The 23341-nt window shown below is 41.2% G+C and carries 19 protein-coding genes and 1 pseudogene; 8 read left to right on the top strand and 12 right to left on the bottom strand.

The annotated features are described in order from the left end of the window. Positions 1-382 precede the first annotated feature (382 nt). The 10 genes from HHO47_RS17940 to ndk form a co-directional block, all read right to left on the bottom strand. Positions 383-763 (bottom strand): VOC family protein, encoded by a 381-nt coding sequence (locus HHO47_RS17940; RefSeq protein ID WP_169021532.1) that lies wholly within the window; start codon positions 761-763, stop codon positions 383-385. A gap of 145 nt (positions 764-908) precedes the next feature. After that, positions 909-2375 carry a ribosome biogenesis GTPase Der gene (gene der, locus HHO47_RS17935; protein WP_169021531.1) on the bottom strand — a complete coding sequence of 489 codons (1467 nt, stop codon included), beginning with the start codon at positions 2373-2375 and terminating at the stop codon, positions 909-911. Between the two features lie 92 nt (positions 2376-2467). Beyond that, positions 2468-3646 (bottom strand): outer membrane protein assembly factor BamB, encoded by a 1179-nt coding sequence (gene bamB / locus HHO47_RS17930; protein ID WP_169021530.1) that lies wholly within the window; start codon positions 3644-3646, stop codon positions 2468-2470. Positions 3647-3656: 10 nt separating this feature from the next. After that, entirely contained in the window at positions 3657-4277 is a 621-nt protein-coding gene (locus HHO47_RS17925; protein ID WP_169021529.1) for a YfgM family protein, read from the bottom strand. 16 nt (positions 4278-4293) lie between these two features. Next, complete coding sequence (gene hisS, locus HHO47_RS17920; RefSeq protein ID WP_169021528.1) at positions 4294-5574, bottom strand: histidine--tRNA ligase; 1281 nt, start codon at positions 5572-5574, stop codon at positions 4294-4296. Between the two features lie 128 nt (positions 5575-5702). Continuing rightward, complete coding sequence (gene ispG / locus HHO47_RS17915; RefSeq protein WP_169021527.1) at positions 5703-6821, bottom strand: flavodoxin-dependent (E)-4-hydroxy-3-methylbut-2-enyl-diphosphate synthase; 1119 nt, start codon at positions 6819-6821, stop codon at positions 5703-5705. Positions 6822-6826: 5 nt separating this feature from the next. Beyond that, positions 6827-7696, bottom strand: a complete 870-nt coding sequence (locus HHO47_RS17910; protein WP_169021526.1) for a RodZ domain-containing protein — start codon at positions 7694-7696, stop codon at positions 6827-6829. Next, positions 7693-9402, bottom strand: coding sequence for a type IV pilus biogenesis/stability protein PilW (gene pilW / locus HHO47_RS17905; protein ID WP_169021525.1), 1710 nt, complete (start codon positions 9400-9402; stop codon positions 7693-7695). Before pilW ends, HHO47_RS17910 begins: the two co-directional genes overlap by 4 nt. Before the next feature lie 111 nt (positions 9403-9513). After that, positions 9514-10647, bottom strand: a complete 1134-nt coding sequence (locus HHO47_RS17900) for a bifunctional tRNA (adenosine(37)-C2)-methyltransferase TrmG/ribosomal RNA large subunit methyltransferase RlmN (protein WP_169021524.1) — start codon at positions 10645-10647, stop codon at positions 9514-9516. 174 nt (positions 10648-10821) lie between these two features. Next, the gene (gene ndk, locus HHO47_RS17895; protein ID WP_008111339.1) at positions 10822-11253 is read right to left on the bottom strand and encodes a nucleoside-diphosphate kinase; all 432 of its coding nucleotides are present in this window, start codon (positions 11251-11253) and stop codon (positions 10822-10824) included. A 524-nt stretch (positions 11254-11777) separates the two neighbouring features. On the opposite strand from ndk, the gene HHO47_RS17890 reads away from it, so the two are divergent. From HHO47_RS17890 to HHO47_RS17865, 6 genes are all read left to right on the top strand, one after another. After that, entirely contained in the window at positions 11778-13094 is a 1317-nt protein-coding gene (locus HHO47_RS17890) for a methyl-accepting chemotaxis protein (RefSeq protein WP_169021523.1), read from the top strand. A 108-nt stretch (positions 13095-13202) separates the two neighbouring features. Next, positions 13203-14585, top strand: a complete 1383-nt coding sequence (yegQ, locus tag HHO47_RS17885; protein ID WP_169021522.1) for a tRNA 5-hydroxyuridine modification protein YegQ — start codon at positions 13203-13205, stop codon at positions 14583-14585. A gap of 14 nt (positions 14586-14599) precedes the next feature. Continuing rightward, positions 14600-14845, top strand: a complete 246-nt coding sequence (locus HHO47_RS17880; protein WP_169021521.1) for a YfhL family 4Fe-4S dicluster ferredoxin — start codon at positions 14600-14602, stop codon at positions 14843-14845. Between the two features lie 233 nt (positions 14846-15078). Next, complete coding sequence (locus tag HHO47_RS17875; protein ID WP_169021520.1) at positions 15079-15894, top strand: TlpA disulfide reductase family protein; 816 nt, start codon at positions 15079-15081, stop codon at positions 15892-15894. 241 nt (positions 15895-16135) lie between these two features. After that, the gene (locus HHO47_RS17870) at positions 16136-19063 is read left to right on the top strand and encodes a TonB-dependent receptor (RefSeq protein WP_169021519.1); all 2928 of its coding nucleotides are present in this window, start codon (positions 16136-16138) and stop codon (positions 19061-19063) included. A 101-nt stretch (positions 19064-19164) separates the two neighbouring features. Then, on the top strand, positions 19165-19962 hold the full coding sequence (locus HHO47_RS17865) for a response regulator transcription factor (protein ID WP_169021518.1): 798 nt from the start codon (positions 19165-19167) through the stop codon (positions 19960-19962). A gap of 152 nt (positions 19963-20114) precedes the next feature. On the opposite strand, the gene astB is transcribed toward HHO47_RS17865, so the two are convergent. Then, on the bottom strand, positions 20115-21455 hold the full coding sequence (gene astB, locus HHO47_RS17860) for an N-succinylarginine dihydrolase (protein WP_169021517.1): 1341 nt from the start codon (positions 21453-21455) through the stop codon (positions 20115-20117). A gap of 263 nt (positions 21456-21718) precedes the next feature. Between astB and HHO47_RS17855 the strand changes: the two genes are divergently transcribed. After that, positions 21719-22147: an organic hydroperoxide resistance protein gene (locus HHO47_RS17855; RefSeq protein ID WP_169021516.1), complete on the top strand. Its 429-nt coding sequence runs from the start codon at positions 21719-21721 to the stop codon at positions 22145-22147. Between the two features lie 326 nt (positions 22148-22473). Further along, positions 22474-22685: pseudogene (gene tnpA, locus HHO47_RS17850) on the top strand (IS200/IS605 family transposase); the annotation flags it as partial. Here the strand turns inward: tnpA and HHO47_RS17845 are convergent. Continuing rightward, entirely contained in the window at positions 22674-22832 is a 159-nt protein-coding gene (locus HHO47_RS17845) for a DUF4277 domain-containing protein (RefSeq protein ID WP_169021515.1), read from the bottom strand. The pseudogene tnpA and the gene HHO47_RS17845 sit on opposite strands and share 12 nt — an antisense overlap. Between the last annotated feature and the right edge of the window lie 509 nt (positions 22833-23341).

Genomic DNA, 23341 nt, shown 5'->3' with positions numbered 1-23341 from the left:
TTAGGCTCTCAAAAGAGAGTAATAGATCAAACCTAGGGTTCTGCGTCAAGCTTTTATTTACAAAAGCAAATCAAGTGGCTATTTAATGAGCGAGTTTAATTCAAATTAGGGGTGCGGAACAACAGATACAAGGAAGGATATTTTAGTATTGTTTGGTGTCATGATAATCAGCATGAGCTGCCGCGTTTACCTAAGCTGCTTGATAGCAGTCATGACTCGGGCGTTTAGTTGAAAAGCCAACTACTTCTATTGCTAGCGATTTAAGTCAATTTAATTAACTGGATTAGCTAATATATTCAGAGCGTATGGCACAAATGCTCAATTGTTTTAAACCTAATGCCGACTAGTTCTCGCATAACTTTAATGCGATTTTGATGAAGTGCTAAACTTGGGTTAAGCAAATTAAGGTGCCTTCAATGGCTCGCACATAGGCATAATGCCGTGTTCCTCTGCAGCTTGGTGGGCAAAGAGGCTCTGCATCTGCTAGCACTGCTTGATCATAACTTTCACTGAGATTAGTACAGCTAAAGCGCAGCTCAAAACCTAGCGCTGGTTGCTTTGGGTGAGCGCGGATATAACCTTGTTTAAAATGGGCTTGAGCGTACGGGTGATTCGCAAAAGCAATTTTTACATCGCCAGTGGCAAGCTCTCCATATTCGGCATCATCACTGAGGGCATGGGTGGCAAAACCAAACGCCTGATAATAAAAGTCTAAGGTTTCTTCAACGTTATCAACATAGATAACCTGATTAATTAATTCCATTGATGACTCTATTTAAGTTTACATGTTTTAAATAAAGCACAGTTTCCTAAGATTTGCGACACCAGGCAAAACTAAACACTTAAATTTGTTTATAAAAAAACCTTGTATGGGTGTGCCCAACAAGGTTTTACAGCTTACAGCTCTATCATTTATTGCGGTTTTCTTTACTAAATGCGCGGATCTTACGTTTTTGCGAAAGAGTCACTTTATTAGTACGTCCTGCAAATGGGTTATCACCTTCTCTAAACTCGATTTTGATTGGTGTGCCCATAATTTTTAGAGCTTTACGGTAGTAGTTCATTAGGTAGCGTTTATAACTATCAGGTAAATCATGTACTTGGTTACCGTGAATTACGATACGTGGTGGGTTATAACCACCCGCGTGCGCGTATTTAAGCTTAACGCGGCGACCACGAACCAGTGGCGGCTGGTGATCAGCTTGTGCCATGTCCATAATTCGGCGCAGCATAGCGGTGCTAATACGCTTAGTTGCTGATCCATAAGCTTCGTCAATTGACTCAAACAAATGACCAACACCTGTACCATGTAAAGCTGAGATAAAGTGTAAGCGTGCAAAGTCAATAAAGCCTAAGCGACGGTCAAGCTCAGATTTGATACGATCTTTCACGTAATCATCAAGGCCATCCCATTTATTTACGGCAATAACCAGTGAGCGGCCAGAATTTAAGGCAAAACCAAGTAAGCTTAAATCTTGATCCGAAATGCCAGCGCGGGCATCTACAACCAATAGCACCACGTTACAATCTTCGATTGCTTGGAGGGTTTTGATCACTGAGAATTTCTCAACCACATCGCTGACTTTTTTGCGTTTACGCACACCTGCGGTGTCGATCAGCACGTATTCTTTTTCGTTACGGGTCATTGGAATATAGATAGAGTCGCGGGTTGTGCCTGGCATATCATAAACAATAACGCGTTCTTCACCTAATATACGGTTAGTTAGTGTTGACTTACCTACGTTAGGACGACCGATAATAGCCAGTTTTACTGGCTTATCCGCAAATGCTTCATGGGCTGTAGAATCTTCATCATGTTCAGAATATAAATCGATTAACTCGTCGTCATCGCCTTTACCATCATCATTTTGCGCACTCAGCTCTGCAAGCAGAGGCTGTAAGGTGTGTTCAAGTAATAAGGTAATACCACGGCCATGAGCGGCTGCAATATGGTGTACTTCGCCCAGTGATAATTGATAAAACTCAGCACAATTTGAGTCAGCATCAATACCATCAGTTTTATTGGCAACAACAAAGCTTTTCTTTTCTTGTTTACGTAAATGGTTGGCAATAGCTTGATCAGCCACTGTCATACCTACGCGTGCATCAACTAAGAATAATACGATGTCGGCTTCTTCAATCGCCAGTAGCGATTGATCAGCCATTTCGATTTCGATGCCTTCTTCAGAGCCATCAATACCGCCCGTGTCTACCACGATAAATTCATAGCCATCGTAATTAGCTTGGCCATATTTTCGATCTCGCGTTAAGCCTGGAAAATCGGCAACGAGTGCATCACGCGTACGTGTTAAACGGTTAAATAATGTGGATTTGCCCACATTGGGTCGCCCAACTAGAGCGATCACGGGAAGCATAAACTACCTCTTAAAAAAACAACAAAAGGCTTCGCAGTGCGAAGCCTTAAAAAAATAAATTAACTATTAATAACTTATAGCTATTTAGCAAATTAGTCCGGTATTTTTACCGCACTAACTTCACCATCTCGGGTGTATAGAATCAGTTTGTCGTCAGCAACAATTGGCTCGACAAAAAAGCCTGAACTGTCGAAGTCTTCACGCGATACAAGTTCGCCTGATCCTTTATTTAGCCAATGTAGATTACCTTCTTGGTCACCCATGGCTAAGTAATCCCCTGCTACCGCAGGTCCTGTTAAGTACCAACCACGCAGGGCTGGCTGACTCCAGCGTTCAATGCCAGAGGTTTTATCTAATGCATAAACAACACCATTACTATCTACGACGTAAATAGTTTGGGTATCCATGGCAATTTCACGGTAACTGCTGTATTCGCGTTTCCATACAACATTACCAGAGCGAATATCTACAGCTGCTAAGTTACCATTATAGGCAATAGCATATGCATAAGGACCACTGATCAGAGGTTGTGTATCAACATCGACTAAACGTTCGAATTCTGATGCGCCTTTTGGTGTAGCGATTTCAGCACTCCACGCAGAGTAACCACTGTCAGAGATCAGTACGCTTAACTTGCCTGTTTCAAGGCCAACTAATACACCACCGTTAGCAACGGTCGGAGAGCTTTGTCCACGTAGTGTTAATGCGGGTACTTCTTGCTCATGGCTCCAACGCTCTTCACCGGTATCAGGGTGAAGGGCTAATAATTTACCTGAGCCTAGGTTAACATATATAAGGCCATCACCCGCGGCTGGTTTTGATAGCACTTCACCAGGTACTTTTTTGCGCCAAACAACATCACCTGTTTCACGGTCAAGGGCAACCAGATAGCCATGTTCAGAGCCGATAAAAATTTTACCATAAGCCTGTAAAATACCGCCTGATAATTTTGCACTAATGTCACTTTGCCATGGCCAAAAGGTCAAATTTTCGCGAACATCGGTTTCCCAAAGAGTATTACCGTTTTCAAGCGATAGCGCTTCGACTTTACCAGCACGGCTTGCTACAAAAACACGGTCTTTGTAAACAGCAGGTGTTAGGCGAGAAAAGTAATGCTCAACACCATCACCAATGCTTTCTTGCCAAATTACTTTGGTTTCAAACTGATTAACGATTTCAGGCAACACCAGTTCGTCTTCGTCATCGCTAGATGAACAACCGACTAAGGTCGCCATACATAGCGCTATGGTTGCCGCTGTTAATTTTTTCATGGTAACCCCCTTACGCCGTTGGGCTAGTTACTGCTAAGTCATCAAGTTTGATTTGCAATAATGGGTTATTCTCAAGACCGCCGGCATCAGCAGCAGTCTGATAAGCAGTGCGAGCTTGGTTTGCATCGCCTTGAGCTGTGTAGATATCGCCTTTTAGCTCTGCGACTGTTGCAGTGAATGAATCTGCAAGTTTAGCGTTAAGCGTTGTTATAGCTTGGTCATATTGCTGTTGGGCTATTTGCACACGAGCTAAACGGGTGGTCGCCGTTGCTTTTAAATCTGCATTGGTAACATTAGTCATGATCCAGCTGAGCTTTTCATTGGCAACATCAAGTTGACCTTTTTCTACGGCTTCTTTAGCAGCAACAAAGGCTGCAAGTGCGCTGTAGTTTGTGTCTTTGTGCTCTGCAATAAATGTATCTGCCGAACCTAATACTTCACCACCTTCAACCAGCTGAGTATACGCATCAGAGGCACTTTCGGCAGTTGTAATTTGATTTTGGTTATATGCTTTCCAGCCATACAGGCCGCCTAATCCAAGCACTACACCTAGCGCTAGTGATACACCATTTTCACGAAAAAAACGTTTGATCGCTTCAGCTTGTTGTTCTTCTGTTGAATAAATATCCATTACTACCTCGTCTTTTTTAGCTGTTTATTAGCTCAGCTAAAAGCGTTTTAATTTGTTCTAATTCTAAGGTGACCTGTTCTTTACGTTCACGTAAATACTTAACTGTCACTACACCTTGTGCTAATTCATCTTCGCCGATAATCAATGCAACGAGTGCATCGCTTTTATCTGCGCGTTTCAGTTGTTTCTTAAAGTTACCGCCACCGGCATGTACCATGATACGCAAGCCTGGCACTTCAGCGCGTAATTTAGCTGCGATAATAGGGGCTTGAATACTGGCTTTATCACCCATTGCTGCCAAATATACATCAGCATTGCGACGAATGTCACCAACACATTCTAATGCTTGTAACATTAACACTAAACGTTCCAAGCCCATAGCAAAGCCCACCGCTGGTGTTGCTTTACCGCCTAATTGCTCGACTAAGCCATCATAGCGGCCACCTGCACATACAGTGCCTTGTGAGCCGAGACTATCTGTAACCCACTCAAAAACAGTGCGGTTATAGTAATCAAGGCCACGGACTAACTTTTCATTAACCGTGTATGTGACGCCTGCGGCGTCTAAACGTTCACATAAATTTTCAAAATGTTCTTTTGATTCAGTATCTAAGTGTTCAGACAGTTTTGGTGCATCAACTAAAACCGCTTGTACATCAGGGTTTTTGCTATCTAGCACGCGCAGTGGGTTGCTGTACATACGACGTTTTGAGTCTTCGTCTAGTGTATCAATATGTTGCTCAAGGTAAGCCACAAGTGCATCACGGTATTGCGCACGAGCTTCATTTGAGCCTAAAGAATTAAGCTCTAAACGAACATGTTCGCTGATGCCAAATTGTTGCCATAATTGCGCTGTTAATAAAATAACCTCAGCATCAATATCAGCACTGGCAATACCGAAGGTTTCTAAACCAAATTGGTGAAACTGACGATAGCGACCTTTTTGCGGACGTTCATGACGAAACATCGGACCCATATACCAAAGGCGTTGCTCTTGGTTATATAGTAAGCCGTTTTGATTACCAGCACGTACACACACAGCAGTCCCTTCTGGACGAAGTGTTAAGCTGTCGCCATTATTGTCGGCAAAGGTGTACATTTCTTTTTCAACGATATCGGTGACTTCACCTATTGAGCGTTTAAAAAGATCGGTTGATTCTACAATTGGAAAACGAATTTCTTGATAACCGAACGATGCTACTGTCTCGCGTAAGATGTTTTCTACTTTCTGCCAAACTTGGGTATCGCCCGGCAGACAATCGTTCATTCCACGTATTGCCTGAATTTGTTTTGCCACTGCTAAATCCTAAAAACTGTTTTTTTGTGTAATAAAAGATGACTACACAACAAGAATGCTAAAAATTGACCCGTCATTATAGCTGGCATGCGTGTGGCAAACCACCCAGTTTACCTACTATATTAACTTTATTCGACGATTTTAATGTCAATAGGGGTCTGTTGTTCTTTTTGTGCGATAAAGTTGCGTACATAGCCTTCAAGTTGATCAACAATATTGTTGTTATCAATGCGGGCTTTTTGACGTTCGCCATTAATATAAAGGCCAGAGCGACGATTTGCACCGGCTAAGCCAATATCACTGACTAACGCTTCACCTGGGCCATTGACCACACAACCAATAACCGATACTGACACCGGTTCGATGATATCTTCCAAACGCTCTTCAAGTTGGTTCATGGTACTAACCACATCAAACTCTTGACGTGAACAGCTCGGACAGGCAATAAAGTTAATCCCGCGTGAGCGAATGCGTAGGGATTTTAAAATATCAAAACCGACTTTGATCTCTTGCACCGGATCAGCCGCCAACGATACGCGTAAAGTATCGCCGATACCTTCCGCAAGTAACATGCCTAAGCCTACGGCTGATTTCACTGAGCCTGAACGCATGCCACCTGCTTCTGTGATCCCTAAATGCAGAGGTTGGTCGATTTCTTTAGCCAGTAAACGATAGGCTCCCACAGCTAAAAATACATCTGAGGCTTTTACTGATATTTTAAATTGCTCAAAATCTAAACGGCGCAAAATATTCACATGGCGCATGGCTGATTCAAGTAATGCTTCAGGCGTTGGTTCGCCGTACTTTTCTTGTAAATCACGCTCTAATGAGCCGCCATTAACACCAATACGAATTGGAATGTTGTGCTCACGGGCAGCATCGACTACTGCGCGAATACGTTCTTCACTACCAATGTTGCCGGGATTAATACGTAAACAATCAACACCATATTTTGCTACTTGCAAAGCAATACGATAATCAAAATGAATATCTGCAACCAGTGGAATGGTGACCTGTTCTTTTATGCTCCGAAATGCTTCGGCGGCGTCCATAGTCGGCACAGAAACACGCACTATATCGGCGCCGGCATCTTGAATAGCTTGAATTTGTGCAACAGTTGCATCAACATCCATGGTATCGGTGTTGGTCATTGATTGCACGGCAATAGGGGCACCATCACCTATCGGTACGTTACCGACATTGATACGGGTTGATTTTCTGCGTTTAATGGGAGATTCTGAAAACATAGTGACTACTCTGTTAACGGTAAATTAAATTTAGCTAAACGATTTTTTGGGAAACTGGAAATATCAATCTTTTCACCGTCAAGAGTGATATCAACAGCTTGATGCTTACCAAGCACGATAGAAAAAGGCAGGTGACCTGATATAGTCATATCATAACCCGCTTTTTTAACACCAAACGCCACTTTATCACCTTTGCCGTCATGAATTTCAATCCAACTTTCTTCATTGAAATGCATCACTAGGGTGCCAAGGCCATCATTTTGTGGCTTGCTTGACGTTTCGCTCGGGGTAACGTCTAGTTCGGTATCAGCTTGTTGCTCCATTATTTGCGACGCAGTGGGATCATCAATCGCTTCATCAGAGCCCACTTGTTCTAGCTGGCTAATTGACGCTGCGTTAGGCTTTGTCTGCGCGACTGCAACTGTCTCTTTGGTAAAGTTATTTAAAGATTGTGTTACAACGTGTTCGTCAAGAGGGGTTGAGTTTTGCCACCACCATAGTGCGGATGAACCAATAACAATTGCCAGAATAACGTAACTCACTAGCATCAAGCGACTATCATGGGCTTCTTTTTCTGTTCGTCTAGAAAAGCTTTGCATGTTGGTTTTTTTTACGGTTTCCTGCGGTTCAGGGAACAACACTAAAACGGCCGCAGTATCTAAATTAAAGGCGCGACAATAACTTTTTGCATAACCTTTAACAAAGGTAGCAGGGCCGATTAAATGGTGTTCGTCATTCTCAAGACGTTGTAATTGCAACACCGATAATTTTAAATTTTTTGCCAGTTCTTCTAAGCTGACATTCGCTTGCTCGCGGCTACTTTTTAAAGTTTGGCCAAGAGTGAGCGTTGTTGATTCTGTATTTTCATCATTCATAATGAGTATGATTCAGGGTCCACTAGTAACAGTCTATGCCCAGGTTTAAGTGCAACATCCGGGCTTAATTTATTCCATCGCATTAACTGATCAATTAACAAGCGACGCTTGGTAGCAATACTATACAAAGTATCACCGACGTTAATTTCGTAATAAATGTTGGGGTCGTTGAGATAAACTTTCGTCCCATTGACCACCCGATCAGATTCTTTCAGACCATTCCATTGGAGTAATTTTTGTAGTTTAACATTGTATCGTACTGAAATGCTAAATAGGTTTTCATCATCTTGCAAAACATGGTAAGGCGTAGCTAATTGTGGGATCTGTGAGTTTAGCAACGGTGCTTGAGTACTTTGTTGCGGATCTTGAAAGTGGATCTCAGGTGCAGAGCTATAGTTTTGCTCCGCAAACACATCTGTATTACGTTGTGGCTGGTAAAAAACAACTTTTTCATCATCAGCTAACTTATTAGTAAACGCTGTTTGACTTTTATTTACTTGATCGTTTTTTGTAACTGCTTGGCTATCTATTGGGGCGCTAAAAGAAACTATTTTAACTCCATCTTGTGCTTTGCTCGGAGTTTGTGTAACCGCCAGAGCAGACATCACTGCAGCAGGATCATTATTTCTTTCAGGGGCACTGAGCTGTACAGCGGTAGTATCAACGCTTGCTTGCGCCGGCGTTGTTACTGTTGTGGTACTTAAAGCCGCTAAAATACCACTCGTATCGACAGGCACTGATGCCGTTGCTTGGCTTTGCGGACCACTTTGTAGTGTTGTGCTTTGCGCCGACGTACTAGTTGCTGGCGCTTTTTTCTTTTTTATAATGCGTATTTTGGGTGCAGAGATTGCCTCTCCTGTAGGGCTATTTGCTTGTAGCTCATCTAATTTTGCTTGGAGATATTGTGAACGCAGTATTTCAAACTCACTGCGTTTGATTTTTTGCTCGCGAATGATCCCCGCTTCACTTGAGGTTGGGTAGGTTTGCAGTATCGTTGCTGCAGTGGTTTCCGCTTTTTCAATGTGTCCCATGCGCTGCTCAACTAAATAGCTTAATAGTAATGAACGAGACGATACTTGGCCACTATTCTCATAGCGTTCGAGTATTTCTTTTGCTCTATGTAAATCACTTTTAGCGTAATACAAAGCAGCTAAACTGATCAGTGATGAGGCACGCATTGAGCTGTGATTAATGGCCGATTTGAAATATTTTTCAGCGTTGTCAAAATCATCAAACTCAATGGCACACAGGGCTAAATTTTCATAGCTCTCAGCGACCCGTATATAGCTTGGGATGGCAATGGCTTTAAGTAGTTGCTCTGTGGCGCGGTCGTACTCGTCAATACCGCATAAAAATACCCCATAGTTATTACGGGTATTTGGATCGTTGGGAGCAATTTTTATGGCTTTTTGGTAGGCTTTGTCTGCCAGCACGTTTTCGCCAACCTGTTGATAATAATATGCAAACGAGTAGTGGACTTCAGGAAGATCGGGAGAGAATGCGGCGGCTCGCTCTAGGTTGTACTTTGCTTGTGAGCTATTACCTGTACTTAAATACTCTAGTGCTAAGGCAATACGGGTGCGTGCTGCGCCGGTATTATTGATTTTATTTTCAACAACGGGTTTGTCATTGCCATCATAACTATTTTCAGTTACACATCCTGTTAAAGCCAGTGTACTGATAGTTATAGCAAGTAAAGATCGCATTACTTCGTCTCTTTATTAGTGTCCATGGCGCTATATTACCGAAAAGCCCTTATGTTGCATCCTTTATTTCAAAAATAAATAGGCATAAAGGGCTTTAGATCGTTTTAAAAATTAGGCTTGCTGAATATTTACGGCAATCGCATTATCTGCACGCATTTTCTTTTTCGCTAAACGCTTGGTACGGTCAACAACATCACCCGCTAATTGCCCGCAGGCTGCGTCAATATCATCCCCACGGGGACGGCGTACAATACAGGTAATGCCAGCAGCTTGTAATACTTTAGAGAAACGATCGATGCGGCTGTTGCTTGAACGTGTGTATTCGTTACCCGGGAATGGGTTAAACGGAATAAGGTTTACCTTAGAAGGAGTACCTTTTAATGTTTTAACCAGTTCATGTGCTTGATCGGTGCTGTCGTTAACGCCATTAAGCATCACGTATTCAATTGTTACGTCTTTATTGGCTTTAGAGCCATCAATGTAGCGACGACACGCTGCTAAAAACTCTTCAATTGGGTATTTTTTGTTGATTGGTACTAAAATATCACGAAGCGCGTTATCAGGTGCGTGTAGAGAAATAGCCAATGCAACGTCGATTTTTTCTTTTAATAAATCAAGTGCAGGCACCACACCAGAAGTACTTAAAGTAACGCGGCGTTTAGATAAACCAAAGCCCCAGTCGTCCATCATCAATTCCATTGCCGGAACTACGTTTTTCACGTTGAGTAACGGCTCGCCCATACCCATCATTACCACGTTGGTGACTGGGCGTTTTTCGCTGTTGCCATCAAGGCCAATGTCTTTGGCTACGCGCCAAACTTGGCCAATAATTTCTGACACCTTTAAGTTACGGTTAAAGCCTTGTTGTGCGGTCGAACAAAAAGTACACTCAAGGGCACAGCCTACTTGTGAAGATACACATAACGTTGCACGTTCTTTTTCTGGGATCCACACGGCTTCAACTTCTTGGCCACCCTCAAGCACTAATGCGTACTTAATTGTACCGTCACTTGCTTGCTGACGAACAGAGATTTCTGGCGCGACGATTTCACATTCATTTTTTAGCTTTTCTTTAAGTTTTTTATTAACGTTGCTCATTTCGTCAAAGTTATCAACGCCAAAATGATAAATCCATTTCATCACCTGATCGCCACGAAATGGCTTTTCACCGAACGATACAAATAGTTCGCGCATTGCATCTCGGTTTAAATCTAATAAATTAATTTTTTTTTGCTCAGTGGTCATGAAACAACCTTAATCAGTGACGGTGACGATAAAAATTTATGGAGATGAATTGTACACAATTCGACCAGTTTAGTCATTAGCTAAACAGCTGTTTAATTGCTTAGATAATGACTAAAAAAGGGCCCGAAAGCCCTTTTCTTACTTTGCATCACAGGGTTAGCTGTGAAACTCGCATTAACGAGTGCGTGGGCAAAGCTCTTCATCTGCGAAGAAGTATGCGATTTCGCGAGCAGCAGATTCAACAGCGTCTGAACCGTGAACAGCATTTTCGTCGATGCTATCAGCGTAGTCAGCACGTAAAGTACCAGCTAGTGCTTCTGCAGGGTTAGTAGCACCCATGATTTCGCGGTTTTTAAGAACAGCGTTTTCGCCTTCAAGAACGGTAACCATTACTGGACCAGACGTCATGAAAGATACTAAAGCACCAAAGAAAGGACGCTCGCTGTGCTCTGCGTAGAAACCTTCAGCTTTCTCTTGTGAAAGGTGAACCATTTTAGCTGCAACGATTTTAAGGCCAGCAGTTTCGAAACGGTTGTAGATAGCGCCAATGTGATTTTTAGCAACTGCATCCGGTTTTACGATTGAAAAAGTACGCTCTAAAGCCATCTTTATGCTCCAATAATTTTTAAGTAAAAGTGTGAATATTAACGGGCGCGAATTATACGCGTTTTAGTAGGCAATGCCTAGTTTTATTAAAAACTAGCTTGATGACAATGGTGTGATTTTTAAATAGCTCGTGGAGCGAGTATAGAAAATAAAGCTTTTATTAACAGGAAAATTGTTATTGCGCCGGTAAATGCTCTATAAGTTTTCGTTGTGATTAGGAAATTCAATCTTTTATGAACTAGCATTCTAAACGTCAGGTGTAAGTGTTTATATTAAGATTAGTTCAGGTAATGGCGAACAATTGTTACTAGTAAGCTCTGAGTTAGTGCTTGCTAAATTACTTTAAGGTGCAACCAAAAGCAGCATCTGTTTCTTTAAAAGTAATAAATTTATTTGCAATAATTTACTTAAAAAAATCACTAAATTTGGGTACTTGGTTTACACTTTGCTTCAGACTACAGAATAAAATTTGTTTGTGTTGTATTTTGGTTTTATCTTATCCACTTAATTAATAGCAGGTTTGTATGTTTTTTAATAAATCTTTAAACGCTCAAATAACTGAATTAAAAAGTAAGCTTTTCAGGTTAGTACAGGTTAAAAAAAGCTTAGATGAAGAAATGCTGGTATTAACGATGGATAAAACTGGACTCATTACTTCGCAAAATAAAAATTTTGCAAATGAGTTAGGATATTCAGATCAGCAGCTGCTAGGTAAAAAATTACTGAGTTTTGTACCAGATAACGCTAAACAGACTGCACACTTTAATAGTTTGAAAGATGCACTTGCGCAGCGTGAACATTGGGCTGGTGCATTGCAGTTTGTTCATGTCAATGGCGAACAAGAGTGGTTAAGAAGTATTTTGCAACCGGTTGTTGACGAACAAGGCAAGTCTATTGAGTTTACTCTGCATTCAAGTGTGTTAACGCGCACGATTGAAACCTCCCGCGAGCATCAAGATTTAATCAAGGCGTTACACCGTGCTATGGCAGTTATTGAGTTTGATACCAATGGCATTGTATTGACTGCAAACGAAAACTTTTTAGCTGGCATGGGTTATTCAAAAAAAGAGATTGTTGGTCAACACCATCGTATTTTTTGTGAGCCTGAAGAGGCAAGCTCTGCTGAATATGAAGCCTTTTGGAAACAGCTCAAAAGAGGTCAATATGTTTCAAGCCGTTTTAAACGCATAGATAGTCATGGCCGAACGGTTTGGCTTGAAGCTTCTTATAACCCGATTTTCAATGAGCAAAACGAACTGTATAAAGTGGTTAAATTCGCAACTGTTATTACTGAGCAAGTTGAGCGGGAGCTCGCAATCGCAGAAGCGGCTGATATTGCCTATAGCACTTCAACTGAAACGGATCACCTTGCTGATCAAGGAGCCGCCGTTATCGAGCAAACAGTCAAAGTGATGAACGAGCTTGCGGTGCAAATGTTGCAAGCAGGGGATGAAATATCAGCATTGGATAAACAATCACAGTTAATAGCGAGCATAGTACAAAGCATTAGTAGCATTGCCGATCAAACTAATTTGTTAGCATTGAATGCTGCGATTGAAGCAGCAAGAGCAGGTGAGCAAGGGCGAGGTTTTGCGGTAGTCGCCGATGAAGTTCGTCAGTTAGCATCTAGAACCAGTAAAGCCACAGAGGAAATTGTTGAAGTGGTACAAAAAAATCAATCCTTAACGCAGTCAAGTGTGAAAGCCATTAAGCAAGGTGAAGATAAAGCACAAGAAGGATTAGAGCTATCAAACGAATCTGGCATTGTGATGACTAATATTAAAAGAGGTGCTCAGCAAGTGGTTGATGCAGTGAGTCAATTTACCAATCAATTAAAGTGAGTTTTATGATTTCGATCAAAACATCCCTATTTAACTAACGCTATACTGCCGCGCTTTATTACCAGTTCATGCAATCGGCTTGAACCCTGTTCGATGTATGGAGCGCGCATGTCGTCAATTATCACCCCGTTTACCCCAGAGTTACTTTCGCCCGCAGGTAGTTTAAAAAATATGCGTTATGCCTTTGCTTATGGTGCAGATGCCGTTTACGCTGGGCAACCTCGTTACAGTTTAAGGGTTCGCAACAACGAGTTTGATTTAGATACATTACAAATAGGGATCAATGAAGCGCACGCGCTGAATAAAAAGTTTTATGTGGTTTCAAATATCGCGCCACATAACGCGAAAGTAAACTCTTACCTGCGTGACATAGAGCCCGTTATAGCTATGCAGCCCGATGCGTTGATAATGTCTGATCCGGGTTTAATCATGCTAGTACGTGAAAGGTGGCCCGATATGCCAATTCACCTTTCAGTACAAGCCAATGCAGTAAACTATGCAAGCGTATTGTTTTGGGCAAAGCAAGGAATTGAACGAGTGATTTTATCCCGCGAACTATCGCTTGAAGAAATAAGTGAAATTCGTTCTCTATGCCCAGAAACAGAGTTAGAGGTATTTGTGCACGGTGCTCTGTGTATGGCCTATTCAGGGCGTTGCTTACTTTCAGGCTATATAAATAAACGCGATCCAAATCAAGGCACGTGCACCAATGCGTGCCGCTGGGAATACGATGTTAAACCAGGCACTGAAAACGAAACAGGTGAAATGGTGCATAAAATTGACCCTAAATCGGTTATTCCAACACTCGGAGAAGGGGCGCCGAGCAACGATGTATTTATGCTTGAAGAGCAAGGCCGTCCCGGTGAATACATGCCCGCATTTGAAGACGAGCATGGTACTTATATCATGAACTCAAAAGACTTACGCGCCGTGCAATACGTAGAGCAGCTAACAAAAATGGGGGTGCATAGCTTAAAAATAGAAGGGCGTACTAAGTCATTTTATTATGTTGCGCGTACTGCTCAGGTGTATCGTAAAGCGATTGACGATGCCGTCGCAGGTAAACCATTCGATGCTGATTTATTCAAAACTCTTGAGAACCTAGCACACCGTGGTTACACCGAAGGATTTTTAAAGCGCCATGCTCATCAAGATTATCAAAATTACCAATACGGCCACTCGGTATCAACTAAGCAGCAATTTGTAGGTGAGGTACTAGGGCGTAATGCTAATGGTTTGGTTGAAATAGATGTAAAAAATAAATTTTGTGTTGGTCATTCATTAGAGCTGATGATGCCTAAAGGCAATATTAGCTTTACCCTTGAAAGTATGGAAAACAAAAAAGGCGAAAGTATTACTGATGCTAAAGGCTCTGGCCATATCGTAAAAATTCCACTGCCTGACACTATCGATTTAGAGCACGCGATAATTATGCGCAATTTAGATGAGAACCAAGATACCCGCAATCCTTTCAAACAAGCTGTTTCATAATAGAGAGGTTAATCATGACTTTATTAATAGACAGCAAATGTATTAACTGTGACATGTGCGATCCAGAGTGCCCAAATGAAGCAATTTATATGGGCGCTAAAATTTACCAAATAGACCCTGCAAAATGCACTGAATGCGTAGGCCACTACGATAAGCCGACTTGCGTCAGCGTATGCCCCATTGATTGCATAAAGCCCGATCCCGCTCATCGCGAAAGCTTAGATGAACTGGCCGAGAAGTATGTAAGGTTGATGGGGTAGTTGTTTAAGAAGTAGATTAAGTATAGTTTTTTAGAAAGCTAAGTGCATTACAACTAATTAGTTACGCTGATTGGTGCCCGCCTTGATTTTCAGCAAATGACCGTAGCTTAAATAATTTAATAGCTAAAGAGTAAAAGTCTCAAATATACAATGTTATATGCTATTATTGGCGTCTAATTCACGCTAGGTACTCGTTATTTAGGTACTTAAATATATTAAAGAAGACGGTAGCAATGTTGAGTATTTCTCTTGGACCTTTAGTTATTTCCATTTCTCAGTTAATTATTTTTTTAGGGTTAGGCATCTTTTGGGGGCTTACCTATTTATTAACACGCCAACATCCATTACAAAAAGCGATTTTAGACACGGTCTTCAAAGCGGTTGTGGTGGGTTTTTTAGTTTCTCGGTTAGCGTTTGTGTTTACCATGTGGGATGCCTATCAAGGTAATTGGTGGCAGCTTTTTAATATTAGCGATGGTGGCTTTATTAGTTATTATGGTTGGCTCAGCGGTGTAGTCGTTTTAGCGTTTTATGCGCGTGGTAAAAAAGCGGTAATGAAAAACTACGCTATTGCTGGGGTTGTTGGCTTTTGTTCAATGATTATTCCTAACTTTGCGCTATCTATTTATCAAGCGGGTGTACAGTTACCGCAGTCTGTTGTGCATAATATTCAAGGGCAGCAAGTTAACTTACAAAACTTAAAAGGTAAACCGGTGGTGATTAACTTTTGGGCGTCGTGGTGTCCGCCGTGTCGAAAAGAAATGCCGGTGCTACAAGCGGCTCAAAAAAATAATCCACACATTACGGTGGCATTTGTCAATCAAGGCGAAGACTTACACACGGTGAAAGCGTTCCTTAATGAACAGCAACTCGAACTTAACCATGTGTTTTTTGACCAAAGCAGTAATGTGAGTCGTGAATCAGGTGCTGCGGGGTTGCCAACCACCCTATTTTATAATAGCCAAGGAGAGTTAGTCACCAGCCATATGGGCGAGCTTTCTCATGCGAGTTTAGGTTATTATATTCAAGCTATTAGTGATAAAAAATAACGATGTCTGTTGTTTAGTCTTGCTACTCCTTTTTAAGCAGCTAAATAGCTATTTTGCTGCTTAACTTCCAGTCTTTATTTAAATTGACTATTTATTGACAAGGTATTCAGCTACTTATCAGTTTACATTAACAAGCTATTAAGCTTGGTTGTGTAAAATACAGCTACTTTTTTCGTACCATCTTTAGCTAGTACGATCATCTTTAAGTATTAACTGTATTTTAAATGGAACTGTTAAAGCTATGACCGCTCATCGGAAAACCAACGCTTCACATCACTCACTCCCATTTTTTATTAAATCAACGCTGTGTATGTCTATTTTGTCTGTGATTAATCATGCATATGCGGATGAAGCTGAAAATAAAGTACTAAAAAGCAAAGATATGGAAGTAATAGAGGTACGTGGTATTCGTTCCAGTATGGCGGCTAATTTAGATATAAAGCGTTTATCAAGTTCAGTAGTTGATGCCATAACAGCAGAAGACATTGGTAAGTTTCCTGATAAAAATGTCGCTGACTCATTACAACGCGTACCTGGGGTGGTTATTGACCGTGACGGAGGCGAGGGCTCATCGGTTAGTATTAGGGGGTTATCATCTGAACTCACCTTTTCTCAGCTAAATGGTAATTTTATTGCTTCATCTCCAGGCGAGCCGTCTCGTTCATTTGATTATACATTACTCCCCTCTGCCATGATTGAAAGCGTGGAAGTGTATAAATCGCCAGAGGCACGTTTAGATGAAGGTGGAGTGGGCGGCACGGTATTAATGCATAGTCGTAAACCGCTGAGTATGGAGGCAAACTCAGGAGTATTTAACATTGAAAGCACTTATGCCGATGTGACTAAAGAATCTGAGCCGCAAGTAACCGCACTTTATTCTTGGAAGAACGAGGCTGATACCTTTGGCATGTTGTTTGGTTATACCTCACAAAAACGCACTAACCGAACTCTTTCGGGTGGCACCGATGCGAATGTGTGGCGCTTTACTGGTGAAAACCCGGTAGATGCCAATGGCGCACCGGTTGAAAATAATAATCAGTGGGGCTCAGTAAGCGATGCTCAGGGCAATAATTATGGCAATGTTTGGTTCCCTCAAGTAGTTCGTGGCTCAATTGTAAACGAATTACGTGAGCGAGAAGGCGTGCAATTTAGCACGCAGTGGCGCCCAACTAGCCGCGTTGAAATTGGTTTTAACTACTTTGGTTTTTCACTTGATAAAAATAGAACTGAGTCGGTGATTGATATACCTGAGTGGTCTTTAAATCCTGACTTTTTAACCGATGTAAGCTTGGATGAGTCGGGCACGATAGTTAGTGGAATGCAATTTGATGCAGCTGCAAGTGGCATAGAAAATGATATGCAATTGCCTTGGATGCGAGGCAGTTATGTACGTGAAGAGTCAACCTCTGACACTTTTGATCTCAATTTAACCTACGAAGGCGATTATTTTAAAGCCCGTTTTGTGGCAGGTAATACGCGCTCTGAAGGTGGCCCGAAAGAGAGTTGGGAAGCGGCCTATAAAAGTTCAAACGCTGGTGAAAATGAAAACTGCATAGAAAATGCTGCGCAAACAGCGGGTTGGCAAATTAATGAAAACAACATTAGTTTAAATATAGACCCAAATACGTTAGCAAACCTACTTAATGGCGTGGGCGGTGGTCGCGATCCAGGTTCGTCAAATTCAAGCTTTGTACGTAGTGAACTAGAAGAAGATTATTACCAAGCTGACTTTGATATTTATACTGATTGGGGCATTTTAAGAACAATTAAAACTGGGGTTAAGTATCGAGAAGCTACGCTACACCGTGAAACCGGTAATACCTTCTTTTTAGATCCTAACTTTGATATTGCCGCAGGAGAAGCCCGCGAGGGTGGGATCACACGCTTTGATAGTTACCAGTGGAATAACGGTATGCCACTAGCACAAGACGTGTTTATCAACGAAGGTAATATTGCGGGTGGTTTTAATATAAACCAAATGCCCGGCATTGATTGGGATAAATACCGCGATATTGTGACCAGTAATTATGTGCCGTATACACGCAAAGAAGATAACTTCATTTATGATATTGAAGAACAAATAGCGGCATTTTATCTGCAAGGTGATTTTGAATTTGAGAGCGTGCGCGGTAATTTAGGAGTGCGAGTTGTACGCACGAAAACCATGACGTCATCAACCGATCTATACACATATTTACTGGATCATACTGATGATGAAACCGGGGAGGCGGTAACCGGAGACGATAGATTTGTTGAAGACTATCAACTCATCACTCAAGAGAATACCGATACCCAAATTTTACCTAGCTTTAATATTGCATGGGATGCCAGCGACGATATTGTTGTACGCGGCGCGCTTGCAAAAGTAATGTCGCGACCTGATTATGCTGATTTAGGTGCGCAACAACGCATTACGTTTGTCTCAGATGAGTGGGCAGACGATAGAGCTGAGTTTAATGAAATTCCGGGTTTTAGTGGCAGTGGCGGTAATAAAAATTTAAAGCCATTTGAGTCGGTGCAAGCTGATTTATCTATTGAGTATTACTATGGCGAAGGCTCTGCCGTTGGTTTAGCACTGTTTCATAAAACCGTTGATAACTTTGTTGTACCACTAGTTATTAATGTACAACGTGATTTTGCTGGTAAGGAGGGTATAGTTGATTCGGGAAATATTACTGTATCGCCATATAGCACAGTAGGCAATGGCACAGATGCTGTATCTAAAGGGGCTGAAGTATTTATACAGCATGCCTTTGATAGTGGTTTTGGTTTTTATACAAACTACACTTATAACAAAACCAATAAAGCCGATGTAGAAGTAGATGGTAAAGAGTTTGGTAAATCGCCTTTAATTGGCAGTGCTAAATATCAATACAACACCTCGATATATTATGAAGGAGACACCTTTAATATTCGTGCTTCTTATAACAAACGCGGTGAAACAGTGTTGGGTTTAAATAGCGGCTTAAATGTATACCAAGACCCATATGAGCAAGTTGATGTAAACGCATCAATTACTTTATTAGAAGACTTGAGCCTGACAGCCGCTGTGATTAATTTAACTAAATCTGAGTCAGTAACCCGACTGGGTAACGACACCGACTCTCGGTTATTAAACGCTAGTTACTCTGGTAGACGTTATTATGCCGGCATAAACTACCGTTTTTAATTGTAGGTTAGGGTAAACAAGTCGTCTTGTTGCTGTTTTAGCTTTTTCCTGTAAGCTATTGCTTTATAATGAAGGTTATAAAAATTACGAACAGGATTGAAATGAGTGATTTAACTGCAATAGCCAACTTATCTATTTTATTAGTAGAGCCTTCTGAGGTGCAGCAAAAGCTAATAAAAAAATCACTGGCTCAGTGTGGGGTTACACAAATTGAAACGGCCAGCACTCAAGAAAACGCGCTGGCTGCTTTATCAAATTATCACCCTGATTTAGTGATCAGTAGTATGTACTTTAGTGACGGTACTGCAGACTCTTTATTACAAGCAATACGCAGTAATAGTAACACTGAGCAGCAGGCGTTTATGCTGGTGTCGAGCGAGCGTAATAAGCGCCATCTAGAGCAACTTAGGCAGTCGGGTGTATTAGCTATTTTACCAAAACCGTTTAGTGCCGACGAGATCACCCGTGCGCTAAAAGCTACTTTGGATATTATTAGCGAGCAAGAAGTGGAGCTGGAGCACTTTGATGCCACTTTACTTCGCGTGTTAGTCGTTGATGATAGTCGCTTTGCACGAAAACATATAATACGTGTGCTAGCGGGAATGGGTATTCCTGAACCTGTAGAGGCAGAAGACGGTAAACAAGCGATTGAAATGCTTAATAACCAATCATTTGATTTAATTGTTACAGATTACAATATGCCAGAAATGGATGGCAAAGAATTAACTGAAACCGTAAGAAGCTCGAATGCTTACTCGCATATTCCTATTTTGATGGTGAGCTCAGAGGCAAACGACACTCATTTAGCTAATATTGCTCAAGCCGGTGTAGATGCCATTTGTGACAAGCCATTTGAACCTGCCACAGTAAAAGAACTGTTATTTAAAATAATGTCTTAGACATTAGTTAGCTCAGATAGGGGGCTTAACATACAGGCCGGTGCCTTAGCTTTGGCCGTTACAGCGCTGATTGTTACGCTGCTTTTTAATGGCAAAAAACGCTTACGGTATGTAAGTATGGTTTGCTCATTAGTGTGAAACGGCTCTACACACTAACGTTGAAATGGATACACAGAGCCTAAGTGCAGATGTTGAGTTAATTCATCCAGAGCTTGCCAGCTTTCACGCAACAAGTTTGGATCTGCAAAATCATCATTACTAAGTTTGTCACGGTAGTGTTTATTCGCCCAATCACACAGTTGTTGGTACTTACTATCGTTTAAAATAACCGCAGAATTGACAGCCGTGAGTTCTTGCTGATTTAGTGCTACACGTAAACGTAAGCAAGCAGGACCACCACCATTTTGCATACTTTGCTTTAAATCAAAAAACTGTACTTGATCAATTGGATTGTCTGCTAGGATCATTTCTTCAATATAATTATTAACTGCCTGATTATTTTTACATTCTTGTGGAGCAACCAGTAACATTTTGCCATTGTTTAAACTAATCAGCTGGCTATTAAATAAATAGCTTGTTACGGCGTCCTGCACGCTCACTTTGACCGTTGGCACTTCTATAATATGCAGTGTTTTATCGCCAATATATGCATCTTTTATTTGTTGCAGGGCGAGAGGCTGATTTAAGAAAGCTTGCTCGTGACAGAGTAATACATTGGCGTTACCCACCGCGATTACATCATTATGGAACACCCCTTGATCAATCACCTCTGGGTTTTGTTGGATTATTAATTGGCTAGATGGTTTTAGCTGATGTAGCCGGCAGATTGCTTGTGATGCTTCAAGGGTCTGCCTTGCAGGGAATTTATTTGGCTTAGGCAGTGTGCTGTTAAATGCGCTGGCACCATATACAAACAGCTCCAAACCTTGAGCGCCATGTTCGTCGCCTAAGCGAGTATGGTTAGCCGCGCCTTCATCACCAAAAAAGCCTTGATCTGGCAAATGGGTATGATGACTAAAGTAGCCTTCATTATTAAACATAGCTTTAAGTAATCGTGTTGTTGTGTGGGGCTCAAGGGAGCGATGAAATTTGTTATTCAAATTAGCAGCAGTAAAGTGAACTTTGCCATCAAGTGTGTCGGCTGATGGAGACACTGTACCGGCATTGGCAGTCCACATTGCTGATGCTGAATAACATGCACGAACTAACACAGGATCAGCTTTAAATGCTTTACTGATCACTTGTTCAGCAGTGCCTGTAAATCCTAAACGACGCAGTACATTTATATCAGGGCGGGCATGTGGGGCAAATACACCTTGAGTTAGACCCAAGTCATGCATCGCTTTCATTTTCGCTAAGCCTTGTAGTACCGCCTCTTTTGGATTGGAATAACTTGCCGCATTATTTAATGAAGCTACGTTACCGTATGATAATCCCGCGTAGTTATGAGTCGGGCCTACCAGGCCATCAAAATTAACTTCTACAGCTGTCATAGTTATCCTCAATTTGACTAATTTTAGTGTATTTTAACTATACAGAAAATAATCTGTAGTAGGTTAATTAAAATTAGCTAATTCTAGTTCTACGCTTTGCAATTTTTGTTGCAAACGTTTTGTGCTGTGAGTAGATAGCTTTTTTTCTGTACTATTTTTGTTTTTTTATTGGAAACATTAAAAACGCATTTGCACTCTTTAATCAATTACTTTATTCTTGCGCGGAAAGTAAATATACCCCTTTTTAAAACAAGGAAAAAATCATGAAAGAACTACTACAAGTCGCATATACAGCTAACGCAACAGCAACGGGTGGCCGCGAGGGAACTGCAAAATCTGACGATGGCCGTTTAGATGTTGCACTTTCAACACCTAAAGGTTTAGGTGGCGATGATGGTCAAGGTACAAACCCTGAACAATTATTTGCAGCTGGTTATGCAGCGTGCTTTATTGGTGCATTAAAATTAGTAGCAGGCGAAGCTAAAGTAAAACTACCTGCAGATACCCGCATTGATTCAGAAGTATCAATTGGTCCTATCGAGGGTGGTTTTGGTATCGCTGTTAAATTAGCTATTTTTGTTGGCGATGTTGATAAAGCTACAGCAGAGCAATTAGTGGCTAAAGCGCATGAAGTTTGCCCATATTCAAATGCTACTCGTGGTAATATCGCAATTGAATTATCGGTTATCTAACTTATTGTAAATTTAGATAATTTATATTTTAAAAGGCGCATTATTATTGATAATGCGCCTTTTTTATAACCAAGAACGCAATTGGGGTAATTTGTACTTAACAATCGATCCTCAGTTCGTGCTACCCGACAGCCAACACCTCTATTTGTTCCATATTAATGCTATTTACAGAGTGAAAAGTAATTGTCAAGCATTTGCACAAAGAGTTCAGTAATAATCACTTAATAAATAGTATTGGTATAATTGAACTGGAATGTAAATGTAGTTTTCATGTAGTTGAATCTCTTCGGGTTTATTCCCCGCCGCTTGCGGCGTAGTATTGAGTAATGAGCAAATTTATACATAAAAGCCACAATGTGACAGTTTTACTTTATCACTTAGTTTTCCCTGCAAAATATAGAAGAGTAGTTCTTGATGCGGGAGTTGATAGAGCAATCACAGAAATTTGTGTCGAAATAGAAAAATGTTACGAAATCAAATTTTGGAAATTGGGATGGATGAAGATCATATTCATTTTTTAGTTCAGTCAGTTCCAACTGACGTGGTTTAATGGACCACAACTGATTTTACGCTCAGGCGCAGCGCCACTTAAGGCACTATCAATAATGTCGGCAAATCCTAGGTCGTGACAAAAGGCAGCAACAAGTCCGTGGTGGTCAAGTATTTTAGAAGAAGGAACAGGCATAAAATTAGGCTCTCAAAAGAGATTAATAGATCAAACCTAGGGTTCTGCGTCAAGCTTTTATTTACAAAAGCAAATCAAGTGGCTATTTAATGAGCGAGTTTAATTCAAATTAGGGGTGCGGAACAACAGTTAAAAAGCAGTTTTGGTCTGATGGTTATTTTGCAAGTACGGTAGGAAAACATAATGATAAGAAAGTATGTGAAAAAAAACCAAGGAAATAATTATGACCAACTTCATTTGGATCATCAATTAGCTATGTTCTAACCAAATACCCCGCTCACGAAGTGAGTTCTGCGTTAGCAGAAGGGCTTGCCCCGGGGATGTTTATTTAACTGGTTGAATATTTACTTGATAAGTATTAGTGCTAAAAAGGATAAGCATCCTAAGGGATCCCCAGAAATAATCACTAAGTTTCAATTACATCACTCACATCCATATTTTTCCAATCGAGTTGCACTACCACCTGTACGAAATAGGCTAGTCCTGCCAAATAATCTCGCCGTCGCAGT

This window comes from Pseudoalteromonas arctica (assembly GCF_012927645.1).
Classification (GTDB): Bacteria; Pseudomonadota; Gammaproteobacteria; order Enterobacterales; family Alteromonadaceae; genus Pseudoalteromonas; species Pseudoalteromonas arctica_A.
Note: the sequence above shows the minus strand (reverse complement) of the source record. Positions and strands in the feature narration are given on the sequence as shown.